Consider the following 12236-nt stretch of genomic DNA (forward strand, 5'->3'; position numbering starts at 1 on the left):
CGCTAATCCTCCGTTTTGTCTTTAAACTCACATAAATCTTCGATCAGGCAGGCGCCACAGCGCGGCTTTCTGGCCACACAGATATAGCGTCCATGCAGGATCAGCCAGTGATGCACATCCACTTTAAATTCTTTGGGTACCACTTTGAGCAGTTTCTGCTCCACCTCGTTGACGTTTTTTCCTTTAGCCAGGCCGGTGCGGTTACTGACTCTGAAGATATGCGTATCCACGGCGATGGTTGGCCAGCCAAAAGATAATTAAAACAGATGTTGTGTATATTTTGGTATAAAATCAACGATGGAATCATCTCTGGCAACGTTGGGAAAGGAGCTCTTGCAATGCCGAACGCCCTCAAACCACTATTATACAGTTACATCCGTTTTTCAACCGCGGAACAGGCCAAAGGTCATTCTCTCTCTCGCCAAATGAGCTATGCAAAGAAAATAGCTGATGAAAGGGGGTTAAGGCTTGATGATTCGCTAACCATGCGGGATCTTGGCCTTAGTGCGTTCCATGGAACGAATATTACGAAAGGTGCATTGGGCACCTTTTTGAGTGCTATACAGCAAGGAAAAGTTCCAGTTGGTTCTATCTTATTAATTGAGAGTCTAGACAGGATATCCAGGAGAGGGGTAACTGATTGTAACAGCATTATCACCCAGATTATAAATGCTGGTATCACTGTGATAACAGCAATGGACAACAAGGAGTATAACAAGCAGCTTATTGATGAAAATCCGTTTGAGCTATTTGCTATGTTGATGATTTTTATTCGGGCAAATGAGGAAAGTGCAACGAAGTCTAAACGTGTTCGTGATGTTCTTACTGCGCAGTGTGAAGACTGGTTGGCTGGTAAGCGTGAATTCCGGGTTAAATGTGGTAAGGCACCTAAATGGGTGAAGTGGGATGAGAATATTAAAGGCTTTGTTTTCGAGCCGCGAGAACGTGACATTGTCCTGCGAAAAATTGAACTATATAAGCGTGGATATGGTGGTTTGAAAATTGCCGAAGTGCTTAATTTTGAATTCGGTGCTGGGACAGTACACCACACAGGAGCAAATGTGTATAAAGAGGTTAAGCGCCGCTCTTTAGTTGGTGAACTTCAGGTCAAAGTGGGGGAAATTGATTACATTTTGGATGGTTACTTCCCGGCATTGATCACTCACAGCGAGTTCAATTCATTAGTCGCTGATTCATCAAAGCGTGGCGCGATCAAGCACTCGCAAAAGTTTGTTGGGATTCTTGCCGGGATTGATGTATTCAAGTGCGGGAGGTGTGGCAGGTCCGTCGGTTCTCACGTTATATATAGAAAAAAAGAAATTGATGATGTAAAAAGCAGTCACAAGCGGTATGGCTGCATAGAAGCTAGACGAAATAACAACTGTTCTATGAAGTCGACTATCCAGATAGATATCGTCGAGAAGGCCCTTGTGCGCTTTTGTCAGGATAAAGTCAACTTACAGCGGATCTTGCTCAATGGCAGTGACCGCGATGACATTAATGCTGAAGAAGTACAACTTAAAACTCGGTTAGAAAAAGTCGAACGAAACATTGATTCACTGCTAGAAACTTTACTTATTCTTACTGAAGAGCCCCCACAGGCAATTGCTAATAAAATTAGAACTCTTGAATCTGAAGTTATTGATATCCGGGAAAAAATTACTGTTAACAAAAATAAACTGGCTAGGATCGACAATTCATACAGGGATGAAGTGACAGAGCGTTGGCTATCTCTGACCGAGAACCTGAACAGGCTGGATAGTGAAAGGCGTTTGCAGCTACGTCAGCTGGTTAAAGACACGTTCAAGTCAGTCACTCTACAAGTTGATGTAAAAGAAAAGCTGGATTTAAAAGGATTGGAAAGCTTGATTGACGCTCAATTAACTGGGGGTCAAACGGATAAGTGCTTTGACCTAACATTAGAGTTTCATAATGGAAAGAAGCGAATGCTTAGACTAGACAAGTACTCAGGAGAACTCATGGCTGGTTTTGATCTTGCCTGATGGATAAGTGGGCGATTAAGTGGATTAATTATTAACAATTCGAAGCCTAATGTTAGTGGAAGGCTGAAAATATGAGTTAGTAGATAATATCTATCCTAGATGAAATTAGGTTATTCACATTCACTCTTTCCCAGAGCTAATGATGTTGCGAATTTATAACCAGTTAATAAAGTTTGATAAAACTAAAAAATCAATGCTATTATTAATGTGTGATAATTTTCTATTTAAATGGATCTGCATAATTTAAATAAAAAGTGGCGATTTGTACAAAACAAAATGAGGGTGGAATGTCAGAATTGGAACTCAACCTATTTATAAAAATATTTAAACAAGGTTCAAATAAGGACTTGGTAAGTAAGCTGTTTGAAGAATTAAGCGATGTAGACAGTATTTCTGCTCTAGAGGGTTTTGTTGAGAGCTGTCTTGTCGAAGAAAAAAATGTAGATGGATTTAGAGACTGTGTCATCCGTAAAATAAAAAGTGAAAAAAATCAAAAAAATAAAATAGTATTGAACTCTATTTCATCAGTTATGGACTTGAAAAGAAGACGAAATCGGTAGGTCGCTCGACTCTTTACTGTACTGAAAAGGACGTAAAACACATGGTTTGTGCTCCATTCTTCTCAGGGGGGATTTTATGACCAGCGTTAACGTCGTCCTCTGCAACTCAGTCCACTAACTCAAAAGATTTTACAGTCTCATAGAGGAAAGTTAAGGCCAAATTTTTTCCTTCAGCTTTCCTATCAGTGAATGAAGAATAATTCTTTCTTTATCAGTGATTGCGTCTACTCCATAGTCATGTATCTTGAGAGCAACACATGCTTCTTCCTTGTTTAATTTGATATTGTAAGTTCCGCCCGATGTCAGAAATGTGTAAGATGAAGCTGGTTTGGTCTTAAAAAAATTTTCAATTTTCATTCGTTTTCTCTTATAAATCTGAAAGGTTAATTCAATTATCTCTAAAATTAATGTCAGCGGTTAGTATGTCATTGAAAAACTCTATAAAAGTAAAGCTCTACAGTTATGGGGGTTTATGATGAACATTTATACTTATTATTGCAGGATCATCATATCTGCTTTCTATTTGAAATCAGCATCGGTAAAACCTTTGAATCTGGCGCAGAAACTTTTTATGACTTGTGCTGACAATTCTTCGAAGATTTGATTTCCTATACTGATACCTTTTTTCACGATCTTTCCTCGTTTGTCAATGACAGCCAATTCGTATCCTTGCGCAACAAGTAGTCCACTGTTTGATGCTTTAATCAGACGGCTATTTTGGTCTTGGTGGGAAATGTCAGCAGAATTTTCTGTTTGGGAAATTCGTTTGTTTAATGAGGTCTTTGTGTGTTCTGTCGTCCTAGACATGTTGATTCCTTTTTTTTGCTTTCCAGATTCCAGTTGATTTTATTTTAGCTGATTTTTATTGGAGCAGGCCAGAAAATCCAAGTTTTTTTGAGACTATTTTGTCTTTTAAATCAATGTGTTGGTTGGCTGTGTTTAAAGTTTTATTATATTACTGTCAATAATGTTAAATATTTGGGGTTGCAAGTGCCTTTTTTGTTTCCCGGTTTTGGGTTAATTGGTTAATGGTGATCTATCGTGTAGATAAAATCATGAAAACTTCTTATGTGACATTTGTTAATGTTCTAGATCTTATTAACCATTTAACCATTTAACCATTTTGTTAGGTTCGCTCTATTAGTTTATGGGGTTGTTCTGTTAATGTTATAGTTGTTTTACAATAAAGTTGTTTTTGCTAAAAAAATACCCACGATATCGTGAGTACTTGTAATAAAGGGTGGAGTTTAGTAAAAACCATTCTTATCGCGTGATCTAGAAAGTTTCAACTCATAATAAGTTGCATTGGCTCTTCCTTTCTGGCTTTGTATTTTTCCTTCAGCGACTAGACGTGTCAATGCTTGTCCTACCTGCCTTACGAATCGCTTATCAATCTTCTCAAGATCGCAAATATCTGTTGCTTTAAACAAGCGTTTAGTGCATGCCTCATCGTCTACAAGCACATAACGATCAAGCAGTATTTCATACCAGCCACCTTTGTCAGCATGTTTGTCGTTGTTCAGCGCAAATTGTGCCACTTGGTCAGGAGTTAGGTTCCAACTTTTGCCTGACTCATAGCAATGTTTTACTTCTAGCCAAAATTGCTTAAGTTTATTCGGTTCTTGAAGCTGGATGCGACCTTGTTCATAACTCCACCCCAACAGGTAGTTAAGCTGCTTTATATCTACGGCTTCTTTGAGTTCAATCACTACATAACGACTATTACCGCTATCATCCTTTAGAAAATTGGTTCCGTTGACGGACGCAATTAAGTGAGTTTGTCGAGGTTTCTGCACGTCGATGCGCGCATACGGTGGGCGCACTGTATCTATTTGTCGCGTGATAAAAGCCTTTAAGCTACCCTGTGAGTTTCTGCTCGTTCGCTCTAATTCACCAAGTTCAACTACCCAACTTTTAATAACACTCAACACAGAATCTTTTACGTCAGGGTTCAATTCAGCACCCTCCAAAAAGGCACCTGAAACAACGCTGCAAATACGTTTTATTGCGGTTGTTTTCATGAAGCTTTGATCGCCTTGTATTATCGGCACAAGCTTTGAGCTAAAGTCAGCTTCGTAAAGGGATGCAACGCAGCCTATTAGCCAGTGTTGAAGAACCACTTTAGCATCGCCAGGGTTCTTTGCGTTGAGGCATGAGATCACCTTTTCTACTCTATTAGTTCCATCCCAGTTTCCGTCTTCCAGCCACTTTGCTACGGGGTGAACGCAGTTTTCTTCCGCAATGGCGGAAAGATGGTCGTCGATAGCTATCTTCGGCAATCCAAAACGGCCACACCAGCCAACCAAGTTACTACGTAAGGCATCAAATGACGTAAAAATCACTTCGTTATTTTTGGTTACCTCCAGTTCTAGGTTCATTGCGTTTCGTTGTACCCGATAACCCAAATGTTCGATCATTGCTTCAAGGTTTTCAGCCGTATTTAAAAGAGTTGTTTTGCCCTTACAGCTCGTAGAAAAATCTGGGAAGTCAGGTTTTGTACATGACCGTACGGTGCTAGATCCCCATGAGTGGATGTTTTGGATAGGATTGATTGAATTAAACATAGAAACTCCATTTGATTACCAGCATAACATCGCTCTGTTCATTCGAGATAAGATGCTAGCTTCTTCCTGTTGAACTTAACCTTAGGCAATTGGGGCACCCGCTTGCCTCATTTCACATTCATGATAGTAGCTGATTTTTTTTAAAAGCATCGCGATTGAATTATTTAATCTTAATAGTTTGAATTTAAAGGACTTATCTCTCTTAGGAAGTTGATGCCAGTTAGAAATGTTTTTTTTGCCTCGCAGAGCTTACGGTATTTCGAAGAAATGCGGAGTAAGTCCTTCGTTTACTTATAAATCATATTTTGTCTATACATTCACACCTTCATAAATATCATGAATGTAAATCTAAAATGAATTCATTTGATATATAATAAAAAGCAAGGAGGAGCATGATGAACGAACAATTAAAGAGCTATGGAATATTTCGATTGGAGAAGCTTAAGTCAATTGGTGAAGTGCGACGTTCACTCATGCATGTTTTTCGTGAGCAAGAGACACCCAATGCTGACTCCAGTAAGTATCATCTTAATCAAAATTTGATCGCCAAGTACGTAAAGGATAGCGACAGTGCTTTGGCTCGTTTGCGAGCCCGACTTGAACGCATGTCAAAGTCCCCCCGAAAAAACGCTGTCTTAGCTGTTGAGGCGGTTTTTACCGCCTCACCTGAGGCGATGTTGCAGCTGGCAGTAGAACAGCGCATACGATATTTTAGAGACTGTGTTCGATGGGTTGGCAAGTTCGTGGGGGCGGAAAGCATCATTACAGCACAAGTGCACAGATGCGAAACGACAGATCACCTCCATGTCATTTTTTCTCCGATTCCTCAAGGCGATAACTCGCTGAACTTCAGAAAGCTCTTCGGTGGAAATAAACATCGGCTGTCACAGATCCAAGATCAGTTTCATCAGGAAGTCGCGGGAAAGTACGGACTTGACAGGGGGGTAAAGGGGTCTCGAGCCACCCACCAATCCCTAACTGAATACAATTCGTTGGTTAATCATTCATTACCAGAGCTTCGAGCAGAGAAGCATGAGCTTGAGCGTCAGTGCAACGACCTAAACAAAAAAATACTACGAGGACGTCAGTTGTTAGACGCCATTACTTCTGACATTAAAAAAGCAGTGGTGGAACATTCAAATACTGTCCGATATTGCTTAACTGCTCTAAAAGAACGACTGATGGACCGTTGGGGCATGATCTATGAGGGCAATAACCAGTTTAAGCGTGAAGCAGATGAGTTTATAGAGGAAGTCGAGGATAAGCCTAAAAGGGAGCACCCCGTGCCAAGACGGCGTATGTAAAATAAGGGTACAGATAAGTCTATTTAGTAATCTCTCGAATGTGGGTGTTGATTGCGTCAAAACTCATAAAGTGGCCTTCGATAAACTGAGTAGCTAGTTGTCTGATTAGGATATTTAACTTTGGTATGTGTCGTAAATGCTCCATAACAGCGCATAGTAACAACGCAAGTTTTTGCTCAGCTTCTTTACCATCAGCTTGGTGGATTGCAAGCTGACAGCAGGAATTGAAGACATGCTCTGTATACTCAAAGTTTCCGGGGTTTGTCATCCAATTTTTCCGTGAGGTCTCTCCGTTAAAAATAGTTTGAGCGAGAGTAATCACCAAGATTTTATGAAGGTGTGCTATTGCCTCTTCAGTGTTCTGATAGGCGTTAGGATACATTTGTAGCAGCTTCGCCAAAAAGTAGTTTGAGTACTCATCCTTGGATCTGGCTAGTTGTAATAGCTCTTCGTAAGTGAGCGGATAAGGGATTCCACAAGTGACATGGCGATAGAGCCCTACAAGTTTTTGCTCAATATCTAAATTTACACTGATGGACATACAAAATTGCAAGGAATTCGCTATTGGATAGCTTGCTTGCTTTGATAATTGGGCAAACGTTGGATCAATGCATAGCCATGGTATATCGTTCGAAATAGAAAGGCTGAGGCTTGAATACACCGATTCATCTACTGAGGCGTGGATCTGCACAATGTCTGGCGGCATATCCACTAAACGCGGGGTTATTATTTCCGCTGTTTCAAGTGCGTGCTTTATCGCGTTTTGAACATCGGCGGTATACGCCTTTACATGTGCAGACGTCGTTATTCTTATTTTTCTTGTGTCTTTCTCAATGCCCATCCTCATATAGTCTTCCCTGTTAATATTTTCAAGGAATGCTTCAAGTAAGGCCTTGGTTTCCATGGTGATCGCCAAGGTGGTAGTGCTCTGAATCAGGCCATGAATCAACCCGGTTAAACCAAGGTAGACAATTGCATAAACATCTAAGATGATTTGACTTGGTTGACTTTCCCCAAAGTTCGGCAGCGGGTGTTTGATAGAAGAAGTTGAGCAGTACTGATTAAGTGCTGCGTGCACAGGACACTGCTTTTCAAATCGGTGTCCTTTTAGAAATAGAGGGATTGCTGGGTTAGAGCATATGGCTTCTTCGGTACCGTCCGTGCTGAGCAGCAGTTTTCTTTCTACGCTGCTGATCATTTCTTCCGGGTCCTCAGGTAGCGACAACTGATAAAAGCAATCACTGCCATCATTGTTGGTTTGTCTCAGATCGCATGCCATCCTCAGTATTGCAACGTAGGGTGGTAAAACCTCCACAAGTTTGACTTCCTGCATCCCATGGTTGGCGCTCTCTCCCACCTGCATATTAAGCAAAATCTCACCCAATGGGGAGTCACTTTTCAGCAACGAGGAGTGACTTGGTTCGATATTCTGTACTATCAGTTTGGAGACTGCTTTTCCTTCGAGAAGGAAATTGAAGCCCCCTAGACATACATCTGTTGTTTTTGATGGCTCGAGGTGCAAATCCTCTTTTTTAAGTGCTGCCTTGGAAAAATGGAAATTGGTTATATCTTTAGCACAGTCGTTCGGGTTTTCTACAAACCAGTTGACAAGAATATTCTCAGCCCGAAAAAAACCATCGTTGCAGGATATTTCAATGAGTAATGGCAATGCCAGCTTGGATGGACGTATGAACAACTCGTTGGGAATATTTTTGAGTAGAGCCGCATACTTTGCTTTTGGTGTTTGATTTCTTTTGTGCAGATGAATTAAGTAATGCCATAGTGGGAGAGGATCAGCATCCAACTTCAGTGCTGACTCCATGGCCTCGATAGCACCGGATATATCATTGATCCTCTCAAGCTGTCTAGCTTTGACTTCCCACAAGAATCCGCACCAGTCTTCCGCTGGTATGTCATCTAATATAGCTTTGAGGGTGATCAGTTGGTGGCTGTTAAAAAGAGCGATGATGTAGATTCTAACAAGTGGTGATAGCCATAAATCTCCTTTGGGTACTACCGGATTCAAAAGAGTGCATACTTGTGAGGCTAGATCGGCATCAGTTAATTTGGTGGTTAAGTCCAGCATTCTGTGCGGGTTTAATTGTGATAACTCACTTGTGTGGGCTGATACTAACTTAGCAACTGCGTTTTTGATTTCCAGCTTGGATTTTGGGCTGCCATCGTCTTTAAGACAAAGTAATTCTATAGTGACAAAGTGTCGTTCTATATCGTTGGTTGTGTCAACCTTACCGCCTCGATTGAGCCACTGAGCAATGTCATTGGATTGGGCGATATGACTGAGTATGAAAAATTGCTCTCGTGAGATCTCCGCATTTTCTGTTAGACGCTTAATCAAGAATTTTCGATAAGAGAAGTCCCTCTCTGCCTTATCGATTTCAGCCTGAGGGCCTGTAAGGGTGTTCGAGCTACGTTCCTTTATACTCCGCAGAATCGAGGCTGCCTTAGAGTCCAGTTGCTCAATGGCGGAAATGTGCTTCCAGCAAGCATCGATCAAGCGGTCTTCGCTTCCGCCAAAATAGTTTAGAAAGCCAATTGATTGAATAATCAATCTTTTGTCTTTGCCCTGACATTCATTCAGCAGTGCTATGGCCTCGTCTACAAGTTCCATAACCAGCCTTTTTTCTGAGCGGGTTATGAGCCAATAATGCGTTGGAGAAATTAGACTGTTGAAATGATTACAGCGTGTAATCAAGCTTACAACTTTGCTATTGAAGGATGGGTAGATAGTTTTTAGGCGCTCGGCAGCCGCGACGGACTGCTCAAGACTCTCACATCGCAGTAGCCCTCGGGTCAATCCGCATAGTGTTATCTCTGTTAAGGCAGTTGCTTTGCTGGTGAAATGACTCTCAAGATAGTTTTTTGTAGCAATAAACTCAAAATACACTTCCTGGCAATATTCACCCTGCGGGCTAGTGACCTCATATCTGGAGATGGCATCTTTACTCCTTTCGTTGTGGAGATCTAGCCTCATCAAAATTGAAAGGGCAATGTCGTTAAAAAGGCCATCAGGAAAGGCTCTGATGCAGTTTTCTATTTGTGAATAGCTATTTTCTGGAGGCTGGCCGTATGCCAGTTCAACAAGCACAGAGGCTGCCGACAATATTGCTGTAGTAGAGGCATCGAGTTGATCTGTTGTTTGAAGTGTTGTGAGTTTTTCTTTGGCAGTGTCTATGTTGCGATGACGAAGGCTAGTGAGTATATCAACAATCGGTTTCTGGATTACTGATGGAGTTATTGCTTGGTGAACGTGCTTTTCTCTGACGTTATCTCCAAGTCCAGAATGGTTTTGAATAATCCGCCCAGTGGGGGGGCCATTGTCCTTTATCATTGGTGGTTAATTATCTTATTACCGGCTACATTGTCGCCTTTGCCTGAGTGTGTCTGAATTATTGTTGTGGATTTGTTGGGTTTAATCTGGCGGATGATCTCCAGAGTGTCGTTAGAGGCGAGCAGGCTCCTTTCAATTGCAGATTCACTCATATCACTATTGAGTTCCATGCGGGAAATCTGGTTTTCTAACGCTCTCAGTGTTGAATCATCAACAAGCCAGTTTTTCAAACGGTCTTTGAGGTTTGCTCTTGAGAGGGCCAATGAGTGCTTCAGCATGTCGTAGATGGTGCTGGCTAATATTGATGTAGTGATAGCCTCAGAAATCATGGAGTACTCCGGTTTTTATTTCGCATGACTATCCATTTTTACAGATATTGGTTTTGCTGTTTAGTTATACTTTGCTTAACTGAAGAGTTTTTCAAGTGTAGTATTGAAAATAATTGTCTTTGGAGTAGCCAAAACAGGATTACTCGACGCCAAGACGGCATAGGAGAAGCGAGCAATTTGGATAAGGCTGAGAGAGAAGTTTATGCACAGTTAAAAGAAAAAAGCCGACTGACCAGTCGGCTTTTGGAAACTGTAAGAGTTAACAACCTTTGTTACTTGCTATTGACGCGTGTTACTTTGCGAGTACTGCCTTCTTTTAAGGCCTTTGTGAAGGCTGCACCTAAAGCTCGCATACCATCAATTTTGCGTTGGGAAAGTTCGCCTTGTCGGTTTGAAAGCATGATAATCCCCCTCTGAGTAACCATGATCTTTGTGGCTCAATAACCAGTGGTCAAATTCTACCCTTTTTTTAGTTACATTTGCAAGCCTAGCATAAAAGGCGTTGAGTTTCGAATATTGAGCCTGGGCTATGTACAACGATACGTCTATGGTGGCGCTGTGTGCGTTGATGAAGGCAATAATTATCTCCCCGAGAATGCGCATCTCTTTTAGTTGGAAATTGCTCTTAGGTCGTTGATATGGCGTACATTTTTCACGATTACTTACAAGGTCAAATTTTATTTCGTAAGTATGCTCATCAGTAATTACCCCTGTAACTTGTTCAATGTGAGCTAAAGTTTCAGCGGGCAAAGTAGAGGTTGTGTCAGTTTTGGGAGTAAAATAAATCTCGTACTGTTCGCCCAATAGCTCGAATTGAGCAACTTGCACTGGGATTTTCTCTCCAACGTCAAAATCCTCAAATGTCAGAGGGACGTATCGTAAAACTTCAGTACAAGACAGTATATCCAAGAGATCACCTTGGACTTGTTTACCGGTGAGATGAGGCTGTTTACTTAGATTGTAATGATACGGCGTCCCCCCTGCTGTAATGATCATGGATTCAATATGTGCCAGCGGCAAACCATCTTCACTTATACCCAGAAAGAAAACTATATCCCCCCTTTCCCAGATAAATGTAGATAGATCAACTGTAGGAAGGTCTCTCTGATCTAATAGTGATTGGATATTATTGATACAGCCGTAGACATGGGTAACCGTACCGCCTGATTGCTCGAGCAGATTGTCAATATTCAATGTGTAATGCATGAATTCAATATTCATGTATCTACAGATCTCTTCGAGTCTACTGCACTCTTTATGAACTGAGCTCGGACTATATTGCTCAAAGGCATTTCTGATTTCTTCTGAAGCAGCTAGTGCTTCACAGCTGGATTTTGACAAAAACTTTTGATACAGAGGATGTTCTGAAATCTCCTCATAAGTTGGCGCGCCAGATGTTGCGGATAAACCTGCACCGGAAATCAGTACTAACCTCATTGAGAACTCACTTTTGATATATTCAATATTCGGTCTTCTCTTTGAACTCACACAAGTCTTCAATGATACAGGCACCGCACTTCGGCTTGCGCGCCGTGCAGACATATCGGCCATGCAAGATAAACCAGTGGTGTAGGTTGAACATAAACTCTTTTTTGTTAGGAGTATTTTTTATAATCGCTTGCTCAGTCTGCTCAACCGTCTTGCCTTTGGCGTAGCCAGTACGGTTCGCCACGCGCTGAATGTGCGTATCAACGGCGAGGAAGTATCTACCTTCATTATCTTTTAGCCAGCCAAAGGCGGTATTGAGCACCACATTGGCTGTTTTACGGCCAACTCCCGGCAGGGCTTCCAGTGCGGCTCTGTCCTGGGGCACCTGTGAGCCATGTTGTTCCACCAGTATACGGCAGGTTTTGATTACATTTTCGGCTTTGGCGTTAAACAGGCCGATGGTTTTGATATAGTCTTTCAGGCCATCAACCCCCAGAGCCAGAATGGCTTCAGGGCTATTGGCTACCGGATAAAGTCTGGCTGTGGCCTTATTCACCCCCACATCAGTAGCCTGTGCGGATAAGATCACCGCGATCAGCAATTCAAACGGGCTGTTGTAGTTAAGCTCCGTAGTAGGGTGGGGGTTATCGTCGCGCAGACGGCTGAGGATTTCTCTGCGTTTAAGGTTATTCATAGCGG

General features: G+C 41.7%; 10 protein-coding genes and 1 pseudogene. 3 read left to right on the plus strand and 8 right to left on the minus strand.

Annotated elements, in window-relative coordinates; genetic code table 11:
* Positions 1-2: 2 nt before the first annotated feature.
* Positions 3-254 (minus strand): annotated as a pseudogene (locus AT746_RS05505) (endonuclease III); the annotation flags it as partial.
* A gap of 84 nt (positions 255-338) precedes the next feature.
* Between AT746_RS05505 and AT746_RS05510 the strand changes: the two are divergent.
* Entirely contained in the window at positions 339-2003 is a 1665-nt protein-coding gene (locus AT746_RS05510) for a recombinase family protein (RefSeq protein ID WP_062477576.1), read from the plus strand.
* Positions 2004-2290: 287 nt separating this feature from the next.
* The gene (locus tag AT746_RS05515) at positions 2291-2563 is read left to right on the plus strand and encodes a hypothetical protein (protein WP_062477579.1); all 273 of its coding nucleotides are present in this window, start codon (positions 2291-2293) and stop codon (positions 2561-2563) included.
* A gap of 150 nt (positions 2564-2713) precedes the next feature.
* Here AT746_RS05515 and AT746_RS05520 read toward each other — a convergent pair whose 3' ends face one another.
* The 3 genes from AT746_RS05520 to AT746_RS05530 all read right to left on the minus strand — a co-directional run bounded on the left by AT746_RS05520 (position 2714) and on the right by AT746_RS05530 (position 5127).
* Complete coding sequence (locus AT746_RS05520; RefSeq protein ID WP_062477582.1) at positions 2714-2920, minus strand: hypothetical protein; 207 nt, start codon at positions 2918-2920, stop codon at positions 2714-2716.
* Between the two features lie 162 nt (positions 2921-3082).
* Positions 3083-3370, minus strand: a complete 288-nt coding sequence (locus tag AT746_RS05525; protein ID WP_062477585.1) for a hypothetical protein — start codon at positions 3368-3370, stop codon at positions 3083-3085.
* A 440-nt stretch (positions 3371-3810) separates the two neighbouring features.
* Positions 3811-5127 (minus strand): VapE domain-containing protein, encoded by a 1317-nt coding sequence (locus AT746_RS05530; protein WP_082633162.1) that lies wholly within the window; start codon positions 5125-5127, stop codon positions 3811-3813.
* Between the two features lie 392 nt (positions 5128-5519).
* Here AT746_RS05530 and mobV point away from each other — a divergent pair, with 392 nt between their 5' ends.
* On the plus strand, positions 5520-6431 hold the full coding sequence (gene mobV / locus AT746_RS05535; RefSeq protein WP_062477588.1) for a MobV family relaxase: 912 nt from the start codon (positions 5520-5522) through the stop codon (positions 6429-6431).
* A 19-nt stretch (positions 6432-6450) separates the two neighbouring features.
* Here mobV and gapS6b read toward each other — a convergent pair whose 3' ends face one another.
* The 4 genes from gapS6b to nth all read right to left on the minus strand — a co-directional run bounded on the left by gapS6b (position 6451) and on the right by nth (position 12231).
* Positions 6451-9780 (minus strand): PIN domain-containing protein, encoded by a 3330-nt coding sequence (gene gapS6b / locus AT746_RS05540; RefSeq protein ID WP_062477592.1) that lies wholly within the window; start codon positions 9778-9780, stop codon positions 6451-6453.
* Entirely contained in the window at positions 9777-10109 is a 333-nt protein-coding gene (gene gapS6a, locus AT746_RS05545) for a hypothetical protein (protein WP_062477595.1), read from the minus strand. Before gapS6a ends, gapS6b begins: the two co-directional genes overlap by 4 nt.
* Before the next feature lie 357 nt (positions 10110-10466).
* Positions 10467-11546, minus strand: coding sequence for a hypothetical protein (locus tag AT746_RS05550; RefSeq protein ID WP_156413636.1), 1080 nt, complete (start codon positions 11544-11546; stop codon positions 10467-10469).
* Between the two features lie 22 nt (positions 11547-11568).
* Complete coding sequence (nth, locus tag AT746_RS05555) at positions 11569-12231, minus strand: endonuclease III (RefSeq protein WP_062477601.1); 663 nt, start codon at positions 12229-12231, stop codon at positions 11569-11571.
* Positions 12232-12236: the final 5 nt, after the last annotated feature.

Source organism: Lacimicrobium alkaliphilum (assembly GCF_001466725.1).
In the GTDB taxonomy this organism is placed as follows: Bacteria; Pseudomonadota; Gammaproteobacteria; order Enterobacterales; family Alteromonadaceae; genus Lacimicrobium; species Lacimicrobium alkaliphilum_B.

Coding starts and splice junctions, on each gene's coding strand:
- AT746_RS05510 (WP_062477576.1), top strand. CDS start 339: ATGCCGAACGCCCTCAAACCACTATTATACAGTTACATCCGTTTTTCA.
- AT746_RS05515 (WP_062477579.1), top strand. CDS start 2,291: ATGTCAGAATTGGAACTCAACCTATTTATAAAAATATTTAAACAAGGT.
- AT746_RS05520 (WP_062477582.1), bottom strand. CDS start 2,920: ATGAAAATTGAAAATTTTTTTAAGACCAAACCAGCTTCATCTTACACA.
- AT746_RS05525 (WP_062477585.1), bottom strand. CDS start 3,370: ATGTCTAGGACGACAGAACACACAAAGACCTCATTAAACAAACGAATT.
- AT746_RS05530 (WP_082633162.1), bottom strand. CDS start 5,127: ATGTTTAATTCAATCAATCCTATCCAAAACATCCACTCATGGGGATCT.
- mobV (WP_062477588.1), top strand. CDS start 5,520: ATGATGAACGAACAATTAAAGAGCTATGGAATATTTCGATTGGAGAAG.
- gapS6b (WP_062477592.1), bottom strand. CDS start 9,780: ATGATAAAGGACAATGGCCCCCCCACTGGGCGGATTATTCAAAACCAT.
- gapS6a (WP_062477595.1), bottom strand. CDS start 10,109: ATGATTTCTGAGGCTATCACTACATCAATATTAGCCAGCACCATCTAC.
- AT746_RS05550 (WP_156413636.1), bottom strand. CDS start 11,546: ATGAGGTTAGTACTGATTTCCGGTGCAGGTTTATCCGCAACATCTGGC.
- nth (WP_062477601.1), bottom strand. CDS start 12,231: ATGAATAACCTTAAACGCAGAGAAATCCTCAGCCGTCTGCGCGACGAT.